The following is a 19,064-nucleotide window of genomic DNA, read 5'->3' as shown; positions in this document are numbered from 1 at the left end:
GGCGCTTCTGCTGCCCCTGCGTTTCACTGGGGGCGGGTATAGGTGTTCATCCCGCTCTGGGGAGAATGATCCCGGCAGAAGGGCCGCACTCTCCGAAGGGGTTTCATGGACACCGGTTTCGACAGCGCTGCATGGAGTTATGGACCTCTTGCCTCGCTGGTCTACGAGGTGGACAAGCCGGTCGGGACCTCTTTCGGGGATGTCGAGTTCTACACGGACCGGCTGCGAGACGTGTCCGGGCCGATCCTGGAGCCAGCCGTGGGGACCGGGCGGATGATGATCCCCCTGCTGGAACAGGGACTGACGGTGCGCGGCTACGACACCTCGGCTTCGATGCTGGAGCAGTGCCGGGCCAACTGCGCGGAGCGCGGCCTCACCGCCGACGTCTTCGAAGCGGACATGGTCACGCACCGGGACCCGGGCGCGTATGCGGCGATCGTGATCCCTACCGGCTCGTTCGCGCTGCTGCCTGACCGGGCCAGCGCGATGACGGCGCTGTACGCCCTGCACGACAGCCTGGCCCCTGGCGGTCGGCTGATCGTCGACATCGAGCCGCCGTCGTTCGCGACCGACACCGGTACCGACCCGGTCCGGCACTGGTGGCGCGGCGAGAGGCTGCTCACCCTCACGACGTGGCGCAAGGAGGCGGACCCGGTCTCCCAGCGTGCGACCCGCTGGCTCCGCTACGAGTCGTGGAAGGACGGAGTGCTGGAGCGGACCGAGCTTCAGGTCTTCTCCCTGCTGTGGTTCGGACTGGCCGAGTTCACCGCCCTGTTGGAGCGGGCCGGATTCATCGATATCGTTGTGCATGGTGGTTACCGACCGGGTGCCGCGCCGCTTGCGTCCGACGACGTGTGGACCTTCGAAGCCACCCGCAGGTAGACCACAATCCCACCGTCTCGCCGTCGGCGGGCGACCTGTAGGCGGTGCCTATCCCATGGACAGTGCGATACCGTCGAGATTGATCACGCGGGCTCCGAATTCGGGCCGTTCGCGGCCTGTGCGGGAGGACTGTTCGATGGCTCCTCCCGGCCATGGACCCGTGGCCGTTCGCTCGCCCGCCACCGTGACGCTCCAGCGGGGTGTGCTGGCCATCCTCAGCCGCTGTTGACCTGAGCTACGGACAGCGGAATCAGGCGCTTGGGCGCACACCACAGGAACCGGCTGAACCATCGCTTTGACACCCATGTGCGAAGGAGTGAAGAGCACCTGGGCTGACATCGTCCGCATCAAGCCAGGATGGTACTCGTGTCCAAGCTCCCCAGACGGGTGTGGATCGTGGCCGTGGTCCTCACCCTCTGTATCGGGGGAGGGGCCACCGCTTGGTGGCTGCTCCGCGCTCCCGCCCCCTACTCACTGCGTGACACACCCGAGGTGGACGTGACGGTGCGCGCCGAGAAGTCCACGTACCCCGACGTGGACGAAGTCGCCCGCGAGGCCGAGTTGGTCATCAAGGCGTACGTCCAGCGTCTGGAGTCCGGTGACCCCGTGGACATCGCCCGCCTGGGTACGCCGTGGTACACCGGCAAGGAGCAGGCGGCCAAGGAACTGATATCCCGGTACGGCACCCATGCCGACGCGCCAGTGGAAGCAGTCGTGTTCGATCCGGTCGTACCCAATCAGGCCGCTGTTTCCCTCCAGTTCGCCGGAGGGAGACAACAGCGGTTGGATCTGACACGCGACGATGGCGTGTGGTGGCTGGACCTGGGGACCGGTGACCCGATGAACCCGTAGTACCGCGCGGCTCAGCGTGACCATCGCCGCCGCCCGCAAGCTCGGACCAGTGGGCGGCGGCTTCCGTACCTGACCGGACCGCCGTCGGTCTCCGCCGCTGTCCGGGGCCTCCTGCCAGGCGCGTACCCCCACACCACAAGCCAGCGCTCCAGGTGCTCCAGCGTCGAATCGGGCCAGAGCCATCCGCCCGCGGCCAGCAGGAGCATCGCGAACCCGCATAGCCTCGAACTCCGACTTCATGATGAAGGCCTCAGGCAACCGCGTCACAACGACATCAGAGGTCGCTGTCTTCAGCCCGTCAGGTGCCCCGGCTTGGCGCCCTGCGTGGGGGCGGCGGGGCGCAGGGTGCGGATCGCTGGGATCGCGAGTAGTGCCAGGCAGCCCGCCATGCAGGCGCCGGCTGACACCAGCAGTAGCCGGTCCGGGGAGGCCATCGAGATGGCGGGGCCCACCAGTATCTGGCCGAGCGCGATGCCGGAGACCGAGCCGGCCAGCTCATACGCGGACACGCGGTTGAGCACCGCGGGTGGGGTGTGGGTTTGCACGCTGGTGGCCCACATCACCGACCAGAACGCCAAGGCGCCACCGCCGAGGACGTGGCTCGCCAGCAGCACCGGCAGGTCGGCGCCGAGCGCCACGGAGAGCGGCAGGGCGGTGTACAGCGCCATCGCCGCCGTGCCGGCGGCCAGCGGCCGGGCCGGGCGCAGCCGCAGCGCCAGCAGGCCGCCGAGCACGGCTCCGATGCCGAGGAAGGAAACCGCGAGGCCGTAGGCGTCCGGGCCCAGTCTGGCGCCGATCAGCGCTGAGCTGAGCGGTATCAGCGGACCGAAGACCAGTACGCCGTAGCCCACCCAGATCAGGATCACCGCCCACATCCAGGTGCGGGCGCGGAACTCACGCCAACCCTGGCGCAGGTCGCGGCGGAGTGAACTGTCGGCGTCGGCGTCGGCCGCGGTGTCCGTGGGCGCGTCCGCTGGGGCGAGCCGGATCAGCGCCAGGCAGAGGGCGCTGAGAGCGAAGGTGGCAGCGTCGATCGCGTACACGGTCCCGGCGCTGGTCAGCGCGATCAGCAGCCCGGCGAAGGCCGGGCCGATGAGGTGGGCGAGCGCGTCGGCCACCTTGAGCGTGGCGTTGGCGCGCTGCGGCTCGCTGGCGACCAGTGGGACCATCCCGTTCGCCCCCGGCAGGAACATCGCGACGGCCGCACCGGCCAGGGCGGCCATGGTCAACAGCAGCCAGAACGGCGGTGGTCCGGCGAAGAACGCGGCCGCCAGCACACCCTGGCTGAGAACCCGCACCAGGTCCGCGATGACCATCATCCGACGCGCGCCGAACCGGTCGGCGAACACCCCGCCGAACAGGACCAGGACGACGAATGTCCCGGTCCAGGTACCGAGGACGAAGCCGACCCCGGAGATTCCGTACAGCGCGCCGACGGCGAGCGCGGCGGCCACCGGCATCATCGCGTCGCCGAACAGCGAGATCGTGCGGGCGATGAAGAACAGCGTGAAGCGCCGGTCCCACAACGGGGGACGGGCCGTAGGCGGATCGGTCGGGGCCATCTGGGTGTGCGTCGGTGCGGTGGTCACAGCACCGATACTGGTTTGGACCAAACAGTCACCCCAGTGTCCTGAACGACATGATGGGGTACTTTCGCGCCATGACGCTTCGTTCGCTGCCCAAGTCCCGGACGCCGCACCGGGTGGTGGCCCTGCTTCAGCCCCCGCAGTCGACCTTCCCCCTGGCCTGCGCGACCGAGGTGTTCGGTGACCACGGCCCGGCGATCCCCGCCCGCTACGCGTTCGAGGTCTGCACCGAACACCCCGGTCCGGTGCGTACCCAGGCTGGCTACGACCTGCTGGTCACCACGGGCTTGGACGCCTTGGATCGGGCTGACACCGTGCTGGTCCCCGGCTGGCAGCAGGCGCCCGGCACCGAGGTGGCGCCGGCGGTGGTCGCGGTGGTCCGTGAGGCGCACCGACGTGGCGTGCGGATCGTCGGCATCTGCTCGGGTGCCTTCGTGCTCGCCGCCGCCGGGCTGCTGGACGGCCGGCGGGCCGCCACCCACTGGGCCAGGGCCGCCGAGTTGGCCGCTCGGTTCCCGCGGGTCAGGGTCGACCCCGCGGTGCTCTACGTGGATCACGGCGATGTCGCCACCAGCGCCGGATCGGCGGCCGGCGTGGACCTCTGCCTGCACCTGGTGAGCGCCGATCAGGGCGCCGCGTACGCGATGCGGATCGCCCGGCAGATGGTGATGCCGCCGCACCGCGAGGGCTGTCAACTGCAGTACGCCGAGCTGCCCACATCCGGGCCGGTCGCCGACTCGCTGGCCCCGCTGCTCGAGTGGCTGACCGGGCGGCTGGACCAGCCGGTCAGCGTCGCCGAGATGGCGGTCCGCTCCCAGGTCTCGGCCCGCACGCTGACCCGGCGCTTCACCGAGCAACTGGGCATCAGCCCGGGACGCTGGCTGCTGGACCGGCGGATCGCCGCCACCCGGGCGCTGCTTGAGGAGACCGACCTGCCGGTGGAGACCATCGCGCACCGGGTCGGCCTGTCCTCAGCCGTCAACCTGCGCCGGCGCTTCCACGAGGCACTGCGCACCACACCCGCCGCCTACCGGCGTGCCTTCCGCGCTGACAAGGCCGGGTAGGTGCTCGCGTTTCGACTCGGTCCCGGGGCCCACACTCCCTCGGTCACTGTCACTGTCACTGTCACGGCTGCGCGGTGGGAGCAGCAGGCGGGCCCATGGAGGACTCGCTGTTCCGGCCGACGTGCCTGTGCGTACGGCGAGTCGATCCGTTGGGACCAGAAGAGTCGAACGACCATGATGGGGAGCCGGTAACACTCTGACCTGCGCCGTCCACGAGTGGGACGACGCCTCCCCCTATCGGCGTTGAGTCCTTCGACGCATCTGATCTCGAATGCGGTGTCCTGTCAGGTTGGAGCGTTCGCCATTGGTTTTGAGGGAGCGGGCAGTAGCGGGCGGGTCGGTCGACGAACTCCTCGGCGCTCTTGTGCCAGGTGAAGCGTCAAAGGCTTCGTTCCCATGGCTACAATCATCGGGATTTCAGGCCCGACCGCAGGAGGCGCCGTATCCGTGGGCAGGGTCCGCACGCTCGCTCAGGTGTACCGACGCTTCGGTGAGATCGACGCCGCTGGAACATCGCCGCTGTACGAGCGGATCGCCGTCGCCCTGAGCGAGTCCGAACAGGCGCTGGGCGCCATCGAGTCGGCCCCGGCGCGCAAGCGGCACCCCACGGTGATCCTCGCCGCGCTGCACGACCTCGCCCTCGCCGGACGCGCCCCGGATCTCGCCGCGGCCTATGCCGCCGCGGACGGCTACGCCGCCGCTGGCGCGGCGATCGACACATTGCGGAGAATGACCGACTCGGTCGTGGCCATCGCCGTGCGCCGGCAGACGCGGACCAACGAGACCGGTCGCTACGCCGTGCTGTATCCGGCCATCGCCGAGGCCGCGCGCCGGGTAGGCGCGAATTCGGTTGGGCTGATCGACGTGGGCTGTTCGGCCGGGCTCAATCTCCATGTCGATCGCGTGGGTATCACGTACAGCAACGGACAACTGCTGGGCGATCCTTCGTCCCCAGTGCAGCTGTCGTCTTCGATCGTGGGGAGCCTGCCCCTCCCGACGGGGGCGATGCCCGAGGTCGTCACTCGGGTGGGCATCGACCTCGATCCGATCGACGTGACCGACGCGGATGACGCCCGATGGTTGCGAGCCTGCCTGTGGCCGGGGCAACCGGAGCGGGCCGCGAGGCTGGAAGCGGAGATCGCGCTGGCAGCGACGGCCCCTCCAACGCTGCTGCGGGGTGACGCCATCGAGGTGATGCCCGACGCGTTCACCCAGGTGCCCGCGGACGCTCTGCCTGTCGTCACCACGACGTGGGCGCTGTCCCGCCTACCGCTCGAAAGCCGTCTGCGCTTCCTGCACCGCCTCGACGAAGCGGCGGCCGGCCGGGCGGTGGCGTGGGTGTCAGCGGAGGGGGTCGGAGTCGCCCCCTCGATCCCGACACTCGGCGATCGCCGCGCCTCCGGCCACAGCATCATCGGCCTGGCGGTGCTCGACCGGTCGGCTCTGCACGCCCAGGCCATGGGCCGCTGCTGGTCGCAGGGCCGCTTGCTGGCGTGGCTGGCGGATTCCCAGCCAGGGAAGTAGGGCTCCCGACTGGTGAAGTCAGTGAGCTGGGCGGGGTGGGGCCGGAACCCGCACCCGGTTGTCGGGGTTGATGAGCTCCGTCCGCGACCGCCGGTTTTCCACCGGGCCGGCGGCGTGAGCCCTGTGGAACAACTCCGCGCGCCGTCCCCGCTGGTAGGCCTCGATCTCGCCCAGGACATGGACCGCTACGAGAATGTGCGCGCCTCCTTCGATGGCGTCGCGGCGGCGGCGATCTGCCCGACGTGGTAGCCGCGCCCCGGTAGTCGGATCGATGAACCTCGAATGTCAGCAGGGAACCGCCCTCGCTCAGGTGCACGCCAGAAGAGCAAGGCAAGTCGGCGAAGGCCGCGTCGCGGTCCTCCCACCTCCGCAGTTGCGGACCGAATCTGTCCTATATCTCGGTGATGGTGGGAACCCGGCAGCCCGGCAGCCCGGCAGCCCGGGAGACTGGGGGATGGGGACCATCAGCGGCCATCGTCGACACATCAAGGCAAGGAGCAGACCATGTCCGTGACGACCACCACGCAACTGAACTCGCGGGGTGCGTCGCCCCCGGCCCACCCGCACAGAGCTGCGCCGCCCCCGTCCCGCAAACGAGCCGAAACCAGAGAACGCCATGACCGTCCTTGACACGCGTGCCCTCAACCGTGCCTCCCTCGCCCGCCAACACCTGCTCAAGCGCAGCGACACATCGGTGCCGGAGACAGTGGCTCACCTGTGCGGGCTCCAGGCGCAAGAGCCCCAGGAACCGTTCATCGGGCTGTGGTCGCGCCTATCGTCCTTCAAGCCCGAGCAACTGGACGACGCACTGACCGGGCGCGCGGTGGTACGCACCCATCTGATGCGCCGCACCGTCCACCTCGTCACCGCCGACGACGCACTCGCCTGGCGGGCCCGCCACGACGTCATGCTGCGCCAGCGCGTCCTGGGAACCTACCGGCGCGAACTGGACGGCATCGACCTGGACGAGGTCGCCACCGCCGGCCGCGTCATCGTGGCCGACCAGAGGCCCCGCACCATGGGCGAGCTCGTAGACGCTCTTGAAGACCGCTGGCCAGGACCCCCACGTCGGGCTCTGGGCGAGCTGCTCGTCGCCGGGCTCATCCCCATGGCCCAACTCCCGCCCCGGGGCTTGTGGCACCGCAAGGCCGGCGTCCGCAATCTGCCCTTGACGACCTGGCTGGAACGGGACATCGCCCCTCTGCCAGCCGACGACAGCGACCCCGTAGGGCAGCAACTGCTGCGCCGCTACCTCGCTGCCTACGGGCCCGCCGCCAGTGCGGACCTACGCGCCTGGTGCGGTCTCGCCGGCCTTCCCGCCGCCATCAAGGCCGTCCGAGAGGAACTCGTCGCCTTTCGTGACGAACGCGGCCGCGAACTGCTCGATCTGCCCGACGCACCCCGCCCCCACCCCGACACCCCCGCCCCGGTCCGGTTCCTCCCGGCCTTCGACAACGCCATCCTCGGCTACCACGACCGCAGCCGGATCATCGACACCCCGCACCTCGGTCTCTCCGTCGCAGGTCACCGGACCATGCTCGTCGACGGACGGGTGAGCGCGACCTGGACCGTACGCGACCACCGGCTCCGCATCAGCCCTCTCCGGCCCCTGACCGTCCAGGAAGAGGACGACGTCCGCGCTGAAGCCCAGGCCCTGACCACCTTCCTGGAGGAAGGCATCGAGCACATCCAACTCGACACCGCTGACTGATGCCCGTCGTGGCGGCTCGATCGCGAAACACGCGCCTGCTTCGACGTGTTACGACCGGGTCGGTCAGCCGTGCTCGCAGCACTCGGGAGAATGAACCGCAGCCGGCTCGATCTTGCGCAGCCGCGTGAACGGTACGGCTGAGGCGAGCGCGAGAGCGATCGCTCCCATGAGCAAGAGGGCGAGCCAGGCGCCCGAGTCGTCGATGACCATTCCAGCCGCTGCGGACGCAAGCGATGCGCCGAGGTTTACGGCAGTGTTGATCCATGTCGACGCCTCCGTACGGCTGGTCGCCGGGACAATGGTGTCGGCGATGAGGTAGCCGGTGATCAGAGACGGGGCGAGGAAGAGGCCGACGAGTGCGAGGCCCGCGGCGAAGAGACCGAGTGTGTCCAACTGGGACACGAGTACCGCGGCGAGCCCCATGCTGGCGCAGAGGGCGAACAGTCTCCCGCCGATTCCCGCCTTGAGGTTCAGCTGCCCATAGAGAAATCCTCCGAGAGCACTCCCGCCCGCGAAGGCCGCCAGGAGCCAGCCCGTAGCCGCGACAGCATCACACTGCGCGGCGACTGCCGGAGCCGCGATCTCCACAACGCCCAGTAGACCACCGACACCCAGGAGGACGATCAGTACCCGTGCGAAACCCGGCTGCCGCAGCGGGCGATCACCTCGTGCGACGCCCTTTCCTGTTCCACGAAGCGCCCCCGACGAAGCGCTGGACGTCATCGCCACGGTGCCGACGGAAACCGCCGCCGCGGTCACCCAGAGCCCGACGCTGGGAGAACTGGCCATGATGACCGCGGTGATGATGACGGGGCCACCGACGAAGAGGAGCTCTTCGCACACCGCGTCGATGCTGAACGCTCTCGTTCGCTGGTCACCAGCTGTTGTGAGGGACGCCCAGATCATTCGCATCGCAGCCCCCAGGGGTGGCGATGCCAGGCCGACCACCACGCTGAGAATGAGGAACCAGGAATCCGCAGCTCCCTTGGCTTCCGTGATGAGCGCGAGGGCGGCGAACCCTGAAGCTTGGCCTGACGCCATCGTGGTGAGCGCGATTCGTTGACCGAATCGATCGACGGCGCGGGCGCGCCAGGGGGCGGCGATGACATTGGCTGTTCCGAACGCCGCTGTTGCGAAACCGGCTTGCGTATACGAACCCGTGCGGTCTTGGACGGCGAGGAGGAGAGCGAGACCGCCCATCGCGAGAGCGGACCGACCGACCAGGGCGGGGAGGAAGGCGCGAAGCGCGCCAGGAAGGAGAAGCACTGCGAGCACGAAGGAGCTCCGATGATGTGCGACCGGCGTCGTAGGCGCGGCAGCCGAAGTCTGACGGTTGTCGAGGTCCGGAGGGCATGACAGAACACACCCTCAGCGGATCAGAACCCGGGCGGGAGAGACCCAGGACCGTCAGAGGAACATCACGATGAACACCTGGAGAACCTAGCAGTCCGCGGGCCGGGCGGTCTGGGGATCATGGGCAACACCGACGGGTTCTCGCATGCGTACATATGGCCACGGTTCAGGTGTGAACTCCGAGACCTGGCGCGTATGCCGCTATGGCTCCATCCCCGAGGCAACCGGTCCGGCAACGGGTCGCACTCGCCCCGCAACACGACCCGCTGCGCGAGGTGATCGGTGACGAGCCGCGCCCGCCGCGCTTGGCGAACTGACGTCGAGCAGGTCCTGACGCGGCCCCCTCAGTACCCGGGGAAGGCGGACGTACGGGATGCTCCATCACGGCGTCACATCCAAGCTCTCGGACCCGGTGACCAGCTACTTCCGTACGGACGCGGCCCTTCCCGGCTAGCGCGACGATGTTGTGGTCGGCCGGGTTCGCGGTCGGGCGGGATTCCCCGCACTCCACCGGCTTGGGCGCGGTGTGCCGACCGCGCTGACTCCGGCGCTGTGGCGGTGAAACCCCTTGGAGCACCCGGTCATGTTGTGATCCACTGCGCTGATGAGCTTGTCGGTAGATGTCTTTGTTGTCGGTGCGGACGGTGAACGTCAGGTGCAGGACGTTCCGGACGGATGCTCGGACTGCGCGGGCTTCGAGAGTTGGCGCACTCGTGTGTGGGGCGCGGAAGTGGTGCGCTCGCTCGGAGCCGTCTTCCTGCCGATCCTGGCTGAAGGGGACCTACAGGTCGAACCCGGGCAGGTCCCCGCGTTCCTGCGCGAGTGCCTGCTGCTCCGCGAGAACCTGGAGAGGATCGCCGCGGATACGGAACCCGTGCGAACGACCGAAGAACACCGGGACACGATCTCCGAGCGGTTGGCGATCATCGAGGCTGCCACCAGGCGGGCGAGCGCAATGGGCGGGGGAGTCCTCATCTGGTGACAGACCCGGGTCCGCACAGGTCGTCCTGGAAGACCGCGAGGTATGCCTGGGCGGAGGTCAGCGTGCCGTGTCCGTTGAAGAGCCGGTGCCCTGTTCACGAGTTGTGTCAGCGCGCGTTGCCCGGAGGGCCCGATAGGTTCCCGCCATGACTGAACTCGGACCCGTCACCTGGCCACCTGCCCCCATCACGACCGAGCGGCTCGTGCTTCGCGAGCCCGAGGCCCGAGATCGTGCGGCGTTCATCGCCCTGCTCACCTCGCCGGAGGTGCATACCTACCTCGGTGGCCCTCAACCGCGTGCTGGGTTGGAGCGCGAGGTGCCCGAGATAGCCCGGCGGCGGCCTGGCCTTTTCGTGATCGAACACGACGCATCGATGATCGGCATGGTCAAGCTCGACCGGATCGACGCTGAGGGTCAGGGGCATGCCCGTCCGGAAACCGGGCAGGCCGAGCTCGGCTACCTCTTCCTACCCCAGGCGTGGGGACACGGATTCGGCGCCGAGGCGTGCGCGGCGGCGCTCGACTGGTTCGCCGACGCCTTTCCCGGTGAGCCGGTGGTGCTGCGCACCCAGACCGCCAACAAGCGTTCGATGCGTCTCGCGGCAAAGCTGGGGTTCACCGAGGTGGAGCTGTTCGAGGCCTACGGCGCCGAGCAGTGGCTCGGCGTATGGCCCTCGGTCGCACCTGGTTGAGCTCGTGGCCGGAAGGGGGGTGTGCCGGCCGCCGGTCCTCGTCGTCCTCGGTGTCGTCCGGGGCACGGAAGGGTCCGCGCGTCCCTGGGCCGTCTCTCCACCGAAGCCGCGACTTCGGGCCCATCCGAGCCGTCATCGCATGGCTACAAAGACCAGGCTGTCCGTAACCGCGTCATGGAAGTGAGGCAGAACCCGATCCTCACACGGACATGGCCGAATGAACTATGTCAGCGTTGTGGTGAAGGAGCTTGAGCGCGGCTGTGGTTGCTGAGTTCGGTCGGTAACGGGCGTGACGCGGAATCCGCCGACGGTTCGAGTGGTCACGCTCGTTCGGCAGCGTGGCGTCCGTAAAGCGGCCCTTGTCGTTGCTCAGGACTGCCAGCGGGGGGCCTGGTCGTCGGGGTCATCCGGGCTGGCGAAGTGGAAAGGGACCGAGAGGTGCGCGGCCAGGGCGCCGCCGGCCCGCTCCGCGGCCACCGCTGCCGGGAGACGCGGGTGGTGGTCCGTGTCCTCGCCGAGGTATCGAGTGGCAGTGGACCTGTAGACGGTGGCCATCTGAACCTGCCCCGCGGGGTCAGCGGTGATGGCCAGCAGCTGCACAAACCAGTCGTGGACGGTGTCGCCGTCCCAGACCGCCTCGATCGCCACAATGCGGCCGGCGCACCCGCCGGCCCGGCAGGCCAGGGACTCCAGGTCGAGTGGGCTCTCCGGCTTGCGGGCGATCCGGTCCCCGTAGTGAAGACAGCGGTCGTTGGCAATCAACTGGGCTGTGCCGACACCTATGCCATGGGGGACAAGGCCGATGGCGACGATGACACGCATCGCCCCGAGGAGGGCGTCCTGGAGGACGTAGCCGTCGATCTCGTCGCGGATCCCGACCGGTAGGCTCTCCCACCACGCGGCCCCTGGCCGCCTCGTTCATGACCATCAAAAGCCCTGTCTCCCTGGCGGCCCTCACCTCACCGTGGGCCCGCCGGCAACAACAACACATCTGGGGCGGGTGGTCGCGGCCGTGGCCGAGCTGCTTCCCGCGGAGCAGCAGGCCTCCGTGGCGCGGCTCGATGGGGTGTGGCCGCTACCCCTGTCCCAGCGGTGCAGGCGGACGCTATGGCCGCGCTGGCCCGATGCGCACGGGAGCCGACGGCACTCATCAACCCCCTGCCCGAGGTCAGACTAGCGGCGGCCGTGCTCGCCTCGCACGATCCGGGTGACCATACCGGCGACTGCGCCGACCGATTGCGTACGGCGGCATACGGATCGATACGCCAGGTTGCCGACCGGCGAGCAGAGGCTCGACCACCGGCTCGATGCGGCACGCCGCCGGACGTCTTCCCCGACGAGAAACGCGGCAGGGCGAACCGTGGTGCGGCGCCTTCTTCTCCACCAAGGGCAACGAGGTCGTGCCGGCGCTCTTGGCAGCAGATGTCCCACTGCCTGGCCCGCGCGGTCCGCCATGGCGGCCAGGGTCAGATCCGGCAGGCGTAACCGTGCGGGTGCGAGGGACCAGATCGCCGCCCTCGGCCCGGTCCTCGATGCTTCCGGGGCCGTCGGACGATCGTGCGTTCTCAGCCGGTGTGAACGGTGTGAAGGACCCGAAAGCGATCGGGTGCCGCCGGATCTCGATCAACGACTTGGATCGGGGCCCCAGCCGCTTGCCAAACGCTGCTGCCTGGCGTGCGGGAGAACTGGATCTGCCCACGGGTGCCCACGACTGCGACGCGCGGCCAGGACGCGGCGATGCGGGCCCGGTCCGTGCCGTGAGACCGCAGCACATCGGCGAGCACGGTGACCGTGTCGAAGCCCTCGAAGGCGACGAAGGAGGGCGCTTCGCCAAGTTGCTCGATGAGGGTCCGCTTGATGCGCGCACCGAGTGGGGTGAGGTGTTCGGGTAGATAGCGAAGGAACGGGACCCCGGCGCCGTCGTCGCCCAACGACGCTGCCCATTCGGTGAACTCCGGTTGCCCTGCGGGAGCACCGATCAGGATCTCGGCGAGGCGCCGGTCGCCGCGGACGGACTTGACGATCGGTACTGCCGGATCCGGGTGGCCGACCAGAAGAAGAAGGGCCGTCGCCCGCTTGTCGGCAAGTTCGTCGCACACGTCCGCGGGGGTGAGCGCCCTCATGTCGAGTTCGATGACGGTGCCACCGCGTGCGGCGAAGTGGTCGCGCAGAATGCGACTACCGGTTGCCCAGTAGACACCCGGCTGGGCTGCTACGGCGATGCGACGGTGGCCCGTGCCGAGGACGAAGTCAGCGTAGACCCGCCAGCCGTGGGACTGCGGCGGGGACAGGCGCGCCACCCATCGCGTGGGCTGCTCGGTGAGTGCGTCGAGAACTGCTGATGAGCAGAGGAACGGCAGGCCGAGGGCATCGGCCCGGCCGGCAGCGGCACGCGCGACGACGCTGTGATACTCCGCTGCCAGGGCTGCCACCCCCAGGCCGGTCAGTTCGTCCACGGCCGCCGCGGCCCGCCGCGGATCAGCCGCGGTGTCTCGGACCACCAGCTCCAGTGGTGTGCCGCCGATCCCGCCGACCTCATTGACCTCGCGAACGCCCAACTCCAATCCGGCGAGCAGGTGCCGGCCCGCCTCGACCCAGCCAGGCCGGGTCAGCGGAACGAGAGCCCCGATCCGGATGGATGATCCATCAGTCCGCTCCGCAACAGGTGCCGATGGTGGCGTATTCATCTGTGGGTGTCTCTCTTCGTCCTGTGACGTTGCGTCAGCGGTTGGCCGGGGTCTCGGGGTGGCAAAGCCCGGTGGTGCGGGTTCCTTGGGTCTTGCCGTAGCTGGTGCACCTGGACAGTCACGCGGGGCAATGCGTCCACCACTGTCGCCAACACCCCGCGATCGGGCGGGAGACAGCGGGTCTTGGAGTGGCGCCCGACTCCGCCTCCGGGCACCACAGCCGAGCGCCCGGTGAACAGGGCAGGTTCCAGGCGGGTAATCGGGTCGTTCGGGGCGGGGCCGGACCTCTCGAAAAGGGCATGGGGCCGCGCACAGGTCGGCCAGAGCGGGAAGGCCGCCCCGGGCGGCGGGACGGCTGACACCCCCACTGATGTGGTGCGGGTCAGCATGCGCAGGTGATGGCGCCGGGCGGCGCGGTCAGTGGATCGGCCTTCCGCTGCTCGACACCGTCCGGAGTCCGTACGGGGAACCCTTCGCGGATCCAGTACTCGATGCCGCCGATCATCTCCTTGACGCGGTAGCCGAGCCGGGCCAGGGCGAGGGCCGAGCGGGTGGCACCGTCGCATCCCGGTCCCCAGCAGTAGGTGATCACGGGGAGGGCGGGGTCCAGCAGAGCGGCCGCCCGGGTGGGAATGTCGGCGGTGGGCAGGTGCAGGGCCCCGGGGATGCGCGCTTGCTGCCAGCCCGCAACGCCGCGGGAGTCGATCAGGGCGAACCCCGCATGCCCGGACAGCAGGGAGGCGCGCACGTCGGAGACGTCGGCCTGGAACGAGAGCCGTCCCTCGAAGAAGGTGACGGCGGCGTCGGGGTGCGCGGGCGGCACCGTCAGTGCCGCGCTCGTTGCGTTGTTCTGCATGTCCGCAACGCTATGACCGACCAGTACACACCGGAAGTGATGATCACCGGTAACCAGCTTGATTCGGCGGCGATTCCCTGGCAGATTCGCCGAATGGCCGCCTATTCGCCGGACAGTACCGACATGCGCATCCTAGAAGCCCTGCAGAGTGATGGCAGGGCCAGTTACGCCGAGCTTGCCCGAGCGGTGTCCATGTCCCCCAGCGCCGTCACCGAACGAGTCCGCCGCCTGGAGGAGGCCGGCATCATCGCCGGCTACTCCGCCGTCGTCGACCCCGAGCGACTGGGACTCGACATCCTGGCCTTTGTCCGCCTGCGCTACCCCACCAGCAACTACAAACCCTTCCACGACCTCATCGCCATCACCCCACAGATCATCGAGGCCCACCACGTCACCGGCGACGACTGCTTCATCCTCAAAGTCGTCGCCAGCTCCATGCGCCACCTCGAAGAGACCACCGGCCGCATCGCCGGCCTCGGTTCCGTCACCACCACCGTCGTCTACTCCAGCCCCCTGAAGAACCGCGCCGTCACCGCCACGGCCCTCAACGACTGAACGACGGCGACCGACCGTATCGCCCAACTCGGCCCTGTTCTCGTCACAGCTCCCGTCAGATGGCGCATGCCACCGAGCAACTATGGGCCGCGGCGAGACATCCATGGCCGACTCAGCCAACGCGGGCGGGTGGTGCCCCGGCGGGTTGGGCTGCCCGCCGGGGCCGGGGTGGTCAGAGGCAGGTGGCCAGTACGAAGGAGAGGACGTTGCAGGTGGCGGAGGCGCTGTCGTTGGCCGGGTTGGGGTCGACGGGGGAGGAGGCGGTCCGTGTGCCGGTGACTTTCACGGGGCCCAGGGACAGCAGGTGCAGCGGTACGCGGAACGACTTGCTCGCGCTGGCTCCGTTCGCGATGGTGCCGTAGGCGCAGGTGACGCTTCCGGCCGTGGTGCTGCATCCGGGGGACAGGTTGCTGGCGGTGGCGCCGGGCTGCAGGGTGGCGGTGACGGTGGCCGTGGTGACCGCGTTCGGGCCCAGGCCACGGGCGGTCAGGGTGTAGGTGAGATAGGGGACCAGGATGCCCAGGCTCGGCTGGGCGGTGACGTCGACGTCGATGTCCGCGGTCGGCGGGGCGTTGACGGTGGTGGACTGAGTCGCGGTGTTGTCGGCCGGGTCAGGGTCGGTTTCGGTGGCCGCACCGGTGGCCGTGGCGGTGAGGGTGCCCGTCGCGGTCGGCTTCACGGTGACGGTGACGGTGGCCGAGGCGCCGACGGCAAGAGCGCCCAAGGCGCAGTCGACGGTCGGTGCCGCGACGGTGCACGACCCCAGCGAGGAGCTTGCGGAGATGATGGTGCGGGCGACGCCGGACAGGGCGAGAGCGGCGGTTGCCGCGGTGGCCGGGTCGGGCCCGTGGTTGGTGACCGTGGCGGTGTAGGTGAAGGTGTCGCCCTGGCTGACGGGGTCGGCCGAGTCGGTCACGGTCGCGGACAGGTCCGCGGAGGGCGCGGTGGCTGCCGGGGTGAACGCCACGGCGTACGGTCCACTGCCGACGGGTACGGTCGCGGTGACGGTGCTGGTGGCGGTGTCGATCACCGATGCGGTGCCGCTGTTGCTGTTGGTGACGTAGACCTCGCCGCCGTCGGGGGTTACCGCGACGCCGATCGGGGTGGAGCCGACGGGGACGGTGGCCACGGTGGTGTTGGTGGCGGTGTCGATCACGGAGGTGCTGTTGCCGCCGATGTTGGTCACGTAGGCGCGGGATCCGTCCGGGGACACCGCGACGCCGAAGGGAGTGTTCTCGACGGGGATGGTGGTGGTGACGGTGCTGGTGGCGATGTCGATCACGGCGGCCACACCCGCGTTCTGCGAGCTGACGTAAAGGCGGGTGCCGTCAGGAGTCACCGCGACGCCGTTGGGTTTGTCGACCGGGATGCTGGCGGCGATGGTGTCGGTGGTGGTGTCGATCACCGATACCGAGGCGCTGTTGCTGTTGCTGTTGCTGACGTAGACGTGGTCCCCGCCCGGAGCGGATGCGGCGCTGTTCGGCTGTGCGCCGACGGGTACGGTCGCGGTGACGGTGTCGGTGGCAGTGTCGATCACCGACACCGAGTTGGAGAGGTAGTTGGTGGCGTAGACCTTGCCGCCGTTCGGAGTCACCACCACTCCGAACGGGCTGTTGCCGACGGGTACGGTCGCGGAGACGGTGTTGGTGGCCGTGTCGATCACCGACACCGAACTGGAGCCGCGGTTGGTGACATAGACCTTGCCGCCGTCCGGAGTCACCACCACCCCGGACGGGCTGTTGCCGACGGGTACGGTCGCGGTGACCGCGTTGGTGGCCGTATCCACCACCGACACGTTGTTCGACTCGCTGTTGGCGATGTACGCCACCGGAGCGGCTGCGAGCGCTGTGGTGGCGGTCGCGGCCGGGGCGGCCACTGCCACGAGCCCGGTCCAGACCAGCGCACCAGCGGCCAGCAGCGCGGTCAACCGCCGGCGCAGCCCGACACGCGACGCCGGGTGTAAGGCGGAGCTTGAAGACATGATGGTGGTGTTCCCCTTCCCTGGTCCGCGCCGCGACGGTGGGGACCGGCCAGCCCCTCGGGAAACCGTGGCGGGGCGGCCACACAGCCACGGACCAGTCCGGAGAGGGAAGATGACCGGGGTTGGGGCCACACGGCCCCGCCCTGATCAGCGCCCCAGGACGGGTCCGCAACGGTTTGAACATGCCCGACAGCCAACGCGGCGCAACGCCCCGCGTCAGCGCGTTCAGCATGGCACCGTCACGGCGCGCGCCGGGGCGGAATCGTTGACATCGGTACTTATCCCCGCGGGCCCGCATGATTCCGGCCACCTCGCCACGATGTTCCGAAGCGTCCCGTCGGAATGTGCGTACATCTGAACGATGGTGTGCATGGGGTGTCAGTGCGGCTGGAGCTCGGTGAGTAGGCGCCGGACGCGCTCCTCGATCTCGTCGCGGATCGGTCGGACGGCGTCGACTCCCTGTCCGGCCGGGTCCGCCAGCTTCCAGTCGAGGTACTGCTTGCCGGGGAAGACGGGGCAGGTGTCGCCGCAGCCCATGGTGATGACCACGTCGGACGCCTGCACCGCCTCGGTGGTGAGGATCTTCGGAGTCTCGGCGGTGATGTCGATGCCGGTCTCGGCCATCGCCTCGATGACGGCCGCGTTGACGGTGTCGGCGGGGGCGGATCCGGCGGAGCGGACCTCGATCCGGTCTCCGGCCAGGTGAGTGAGGAAGGCGGCGGCCATCTGGGAGCGGCCTGCGTTGTGGACGCAGACGAACAGCACCGAGGGCTTGGGCTCAGACATGGGCGGGGCCTTTGGAGGGGACGGCTGGATCGGCAGCTGTGGCGGCTTGGGGGAAGTGGCGGCGGGCGCGGAGGGCGACATAGACCAGGCCGATCAGGACCGGGACCTCGATCAGCGGCCCGACCACGCCTGCGAGAGCCTGCCCGGAGGTCGCGCCGAAGGTGGCGATGGCGACCGCGATGGCGAGTTCGAAGTTGTTGCCCGCGGCGGTGAACGCCAGTGTCGTCGCCCTCGGGTAGTCCAGTCCGACCGCGCGGCCCAGCGCCATGGACCCGGCCCACATGAGGGCGAAGTACACGAGCAGAGGGAGGGCGATGCGGGCGACGTCCCATGGCTGGGAGGTGATGGCCTCGCCCTGGAGGGCGAAGAGCACCACGATGGTGAACAGCAGTCCGTACAGGGCGAACGGTCCGATCCGGGGAAGGAACGAGGACTCGTACCAGTCGCGTCCCCGGGTCTTCTCGCTGACGCGGCGGGTGAGGAACCCGGCGGCGAGCGGGATGCCGAGGAAGATGAGGACGGCGCGGGCGATCTCCCAGAAGGAGGCGTTCAGTCCAGTGGTCGCCAGGCCGAGCCAGCCGGGCAGGAGGTCGAGGTAGAACCAGCCGAGCAGGCCGAAGGCCAGCACCTGGAAGACGGAGTTCAGAGCGACGAGGACGGCGGCGGCCTCGCGGTCACCGCAGGCGAGGTCGTTCCAGATGATGACCATGGCGATGCAGCGGGCGAGCCCAACGATGATCAGCCCGGTCCGATACTCGTGCAGGTCCGGCAGGAAGATCCAAGCGAGGGCGAACATCAGCGCCGGGCCCACGATCCAGTTCAGCACCAGCGAGGAGATGAGCAGGCGACGATCGCGCGTGACGGTGTCGAGGCGGTCGTAGCGGACCTTGGCCAGGACCGGGTACATCATCACGAGCAGCCCGAGCGCGATCGGCAGCGACACCCCGGCCACGGTCACCTTGGCCAGCGAGTCGCCGAGCCCCGGACTGAGGCGTCCGAGGCCGAGGCCCGCGGCCATCGCGGCGAGGATCCACAAGGCGAGGTAGCGGTCGAGGAAGGAGAGCCGTGCTGGCACCGGCGCCCCTGCCACCGCAGGAGCGCTCACGCGGCCGGCTCGGGGACGACCAGTGCGGCGGGACGGGTGAGGATGCCCGCCAGCCTGTCGGTCATCTCGGGCAGCAGCCGGTAGTACACCCAGGTCCCGCGCCGTTCGGAGGCGATCAGCCCGGCCTCGCGCAGGAGCTTGAGGTGGTGGGAGATCGTTGGCTGGGACAGGTCGAACGCCGGAGTGAGGTCGCAGACGCAGACCTCGCCGCCCGCGCGGGAGGCGATCATCGACAGCAGCCGCAGCCGCACCGGATCACCAAGGGCCTTGAAGACCTTCGCCAGTACGGCCGCCTGGTCCTCGTCGAGTGGCGCCGACAGCAGTCCAGGGCGGCAGCCCTCCGCCGCGGTGTCCTGGTCGATCACCGGAAGCTCTTGTTTCGACATGCTTCTATGTTGACGTTTTTCGAATCAAGACGCAAGGTTGTATCGACAGATTTCAATATAGGT

General features: G+C 69.1%; 18 protein-coding genes. 9 read left to right on the top strand and 9 right to left on the bottom strand.

Annotated features, from left to right (window positions below):
• Positions 1–105: 105 nt before the first annotated feature.
• Together NBG84_RS08570 and NBG84_RS08565 are read left to right on the top strand one after the other, a co-directional pair.
• The gene (locus tag NBG84_RS08570; RefSeq protein ID WP_250918689.1) at positions 106–882 is read left to right on the top strand and encodes a class I SAM-dependent methyltransferase; all 777 of its coding nucleotides are present in this window, start codon (positions 106–108) and stop codon (positions 880–882) included.
• A 366-nt stretch (positions 883–1,248) separates the two neighbouring features.
• Positions 1,249–1,734, top strand: a complete 486-nt coding sequence (locus tag NBG84_RS08565; protein WP_250918688.1) for a hypothetical protein — start codon at positions 1,249–1,251, stop codon at positions 1,732–1,734.
• 290 nt (positions 1,735–2,024) lie between these two features.
• Here the strand turns inward: NBG84_RS08565 and NBG84_RS08560 are convergent, their stop codons facing one another.
• Entirely contained in the window at positions 2,025–3,323 is a 1,299-nt protein-coding gene (locus NBG84_RS08560) for an MFS transporter (RefSeq protein ID WP_250918687.1), read from the bottom strand.
• A 71-nt stretch (positions 3,324–3,394) separates the two neighbouring features.
• Between NBG84_RS08560 and NBG84_RS08555 the strand changes: the two genes are divergently transcribed.
• From NBG84_RS08555 to NBG84_RS08545, 4 genes are all read left to right on the top strand, one after another.
• On the top strand, positions 3,395–4,384 hold the full coding sequence (locus NBG84_RS08555) for a GlxA family transcriptional regulator (RefSeq protein WP_250918686.1): 990 nt from the start codon (positions 3,395–3,397) through the stop codon (positions 4,382–4,384).
• A gap of 396 nt (positions 4,385–4,780) precedes the next feature.
• The gene (locus NBG84_RS08550; protein WP_250918685.1) at positions 4,781–5,908 is read left to right on the top strand and encodes a DUF2332 domain-containing protein; all 1,128 of its coding nucleotides are present in this window, start codon (positions 4,781–4,783) and stop codon (positions 5,906–5,908) included.
• A 114-nt stretch (positions 5,909–6,022) separates the two neighbouring features.
• Positions 6,023–6,157: a hypothetical protein gene (locus NBG84_RS40565; RefSeq protein ID WP_285366482.1), complete on the top strand. Its 135-nt coding sequence runs from the start codon at positions 6,023–6,025 to the stop codon at positions 6,155–6,157.
• Positions 6,158–6,524: 367 nt separating this feature from the next.
• Complete coding sequence (locus NBG84_RS08545; protein WP_250918684.1) at positions 6,525–7,619, top strand: winged helix DNA-binding domain-containing protein; 1,095 nt, start codon at positions 6,525–6,527, stop codon at positions 7,617–7,619.
• Positions 7,620–7,682: 63 nt separating this feature from the next.
• Here NBG84_RS08545 and NBG84_RS08540 read toward each other — a convergent pair whose 3' ends face one another.
• Complete coding sequence (locus NBG84_RS08540; protein WP_250918683.1) at positions 7,683–8,894, bottom strand: MFS transporter; 1,212 nt, start codon at positions 8,892–8,894, stop codon at positions 7,683–7,685.
• A gap of 682 nt (positions 8,895–9,576) precedes the next feature.
• On the opposite strand from NBG84_RS08540, the gene NBG84_RS08535 reads away from it, so the two are divergent.
• Together NBG84_RS08535 and NBG84_RS08530 are read left to right on the top strand one after the other, a co-directional pair.
• The gene (locus tag NBG84_RS08535; RefSeq protein WP_250918682.1) at positions 9,577–9,954 is read left to right on the top strand and encodes a hypothetical protein; all 378 of its coding nucleotides are present in this window, start codon (positions 9,577–9,579) and stop codon (positions 9,952–9,954) included.
• 145 nt (positions 9,955–10,099) lie between these two features.
• Positions 10,100–10,645 carry a GNAT family N-acetyltransferase gene (locus tag NBG84_RS08530; RefSeq protein WP_250918681.1) on the top strand — a complete coding sequence of 182 codons (546 nt, stop codon included), beginning with the start codon at positions 10,100–10,102 and terminating at the stop codon, positions 10,643–10,645.
• A 369-nt stretch (positions 10,646–11,014) separates the two neighbouring features.
• On the opposite strand, the gene NBG84_RS08525 is transcribed toward NBG84_RS08530, so the two are convergent.
• The 3 genes from NBG84_RS08525 to NBG84_RS08515 all read right to left on the bottom strand — a co-directional run bounded on the left by NBG84_RS08525 (position 11,015) and on the right by NBG84_RS08515 (position 14,188).
• Positions 11,015–11,467 (bottom strand): hypothetical protein, encoded by a 453-nt coding sequence (locus NBG84_RS08525; RefSeq protein WP_250918680.1) that lies wholly within the window; start codon positions 11,465–11,467, stop codon positions 11,015–11,017.
• A gap of 743 nt (positions 11,468–12,210) precedes the next feature.
• Positions 12,211–13,332: an ABC transporter substrate-binding protein gene (locus NBG84_RS08520; RefSeq protein ID WP_250918679.1), complete on the bottom strand. Its 1,122-nt coding sequence runs from the start codon at positions 13,330–13,332 to the stop codon at positions 12,211–12,213.
• A gap of 382 nt (positions 13,333–13,714) precedes the next feature.
• Positions 13,715–14,188, bottom strand: a complete 474-nt coding sequence (locus NBG84_RS08515) for a rhodanese-like domain-containing protein (RefSeq protein WP_250918678.1) — start codon at positions 14,186–14,188, stop codon at positions 13,715–13,717.
• A 93-nt stretch (positions 14,189–14,281) separates the two neighbouring features.
• Between NBG84_RS08515 and NBG84_RS08510 the strand changes: the two genes are divergently transcribed.
• Positions 14,282–14,743 carry an Lrp/AsnC family transcriptional regulator gene (locus tag NBG84_RS08510; protein ID WP_250918797.1) on the top strand — a complete coding sequence of 154 codons (462 nt, stop codon included), beginning with the start codon at positions 14,282–14,284 and terminating at the stop codon, positions 14,741–14,743.
• A 172-nt stretch (positions 14,744–14,915) separates the two neighbouring features.
• On the opposite strand, the gene NBG84_RS08505 is transcribed toward NBG84_RS08510, so the two are convergent.
• The 4 genes from NBG84_RS08505 to NBG84_RS08490 all read right to left on the bottom strand — a co-directional run bounded on the left by NBG84_RS08505 (position 14,916) and on the right by NBG84_RS08490 (position 19,001).
• Positions 14,916–16,724 carry a YVTN family beta-propeller repeat protein gene (locus NBG84_RS08505; protein ID WP_250918677.1) on the bottom strand — a complete coding sequence of 603 codons (1,809 nt, stop codon included), beginning with the start codon at positions 16,722–16,724 and terminating at the stop codon, positions 14,916–14,918.
• Positions 16,725–17,102: 378 nt separating this feature from the next.
• The gene (locus NBG84_RS08500) at positions 17,103–17,510 is read right to left on the bottom strand and encodes an arsenate reductase ArsC (RefSeq protein WP_250918676.1); all 408 of its coding nucleotides are present in this window, start codon (positions 17,508–17,510) and stop codon (positions 17,103–17,105) included.
• Positions 17,503–18,615, bottom strand: a complete 1,113-nt coding sequence (gene arsB, locus NBG84_RS08495) for an ACR3 family arsenite efflux transporter (protein WP_308312031.1) — start codon at positions 18,613–18,615, stop codon at positions 17,503–17,505. Before arsB ends, NBG84_RS08500 begins: the two co-directional genes overlap by 8 nt.
• Positions 18,612–19,001 carry an ArsR/SmtB family transcription factor gene (locus tag NBG84_RS08490; protein ID WP_250918675.1) on the bottom strand — a complete coding sequence of 130 codons (390 nt, stop codon included), beginning with the start codon at positions 18,999–19,001 and terminating at the stop codon, positions 18,612–18,614. Before NBG84_RS08490 ends, arsB begins: the two co-directional genes overlap by 4 nt.
• Positions 19,002–19,064 lie beyond the last annotated feature (63 nt).

It is taken from the genome of Streptomyces albipurpureus, from assembly GCF_023701525.1.
In the GTDB taxonomy this organism is placed as follows: domain Bacteria; phylum Actinomycetota; class Actinomycetes; order Streptomycetales; family Streptomycetaceae; genus Streptomyces; species Streptomyces albipurpureus.
Note: the sequence above shows the minus strand (reverse complement) of the source record. Positions and strands in the feature narration are given on the sequence as shown.

Bases quoted from the DNA above. Each gene is read 5' to 3' on its own strand.
- NBG84_RS08525 (WP_250918680.1), bottom strand. From the start codon at position 11,467: ATGCGTGTCATCGTCGCCATCGGCCTTGTCCCCCATGGCATAGGTGTC.
- NBG84_RS08490 (WP_250918675.1), bottom strand. From the start codon at position 19,001: ATGTCGAAACAAGAGCTTCCGGTGATCGACCAGGACACCGCGGCGGAG.
- NBG84_RS08515 (WP_250918678.1), bottom strand. From the start codon at position 14,188: ATGCAGAACAACGCAACGAGCGCGGCACTGACGGTGCCGCCCGCGCAC.
- NBG84_RS08530 (WP_250918681.1), top strand. From the start codon at position 10,100: ATGACTGAACTCGGACCCGTCACCTGGCCACCTGCCCCCATCACGACC.
- NBG84_RS08500 (WP_250918676.1), bottom strand. From the start codon at position 17,510: ATGTCTGAGCCCAAGCCCTCGGTGCTGTTCGTCTGCGTCCACAACGCA.
- NBG84_RS08545 (WP_250918684.1), top strand. From the start codon at position 6,525: ATGACCGTCCTTGACACGCGTGCCCTCAACCGTGCCTCCCTCGCCCGC.
- NBG84_RS08535 (WP_250918682.1), top strand. From the start codon at position 9,577: ATGAGCTTGTCGGTAGATGTCTTTGTTGTCGGTGCGGACGGTGAACGT.
- NBG84_RS08520 (WP_250918679.1), bottom strand. From the start codon at position 13,332: ATGAATACGCCACCATCGGCACCTGTTGCGGAGCGGACTGATGGATCA.
- NBG84_RS08550 (WP_250918685.1), top strand. From the start codon at position 4,781: ATGGCTACAATCATCGGGATTTCAGGCCCGACCGCAGGAGGCGCCGTA.
- NBG84_RS08505 (WP_250918677.1), bottom strand. From the start codon at position 16,724: ATGTCTTCAAGCTCCGCCTTACACCCGGCGTCGCGTGTCGGGCTGCGC.
- NBG84_RS08570 (WP_250918689.1), top strand. From the start codon at position 106: ATGGACACCGGTTTCGACAGCGCTGCATGGAGTTATGGACCTCTTGCC.
- NBG84_RS08510 (WP_250918797.1), top strand. From the start codon at position 14,282: ATGGCCGCCTATTCGCCGGACAGTACCGACATGCGCATCCTAGAAGCC.
- NBG84_RS08555 (WP_250918686.1), top strand. From the start codon at position 3,395: ATGACGCTTCGTTCGCTGCCCAAGTCCCGGACGCCGCACCGGGTGGTG.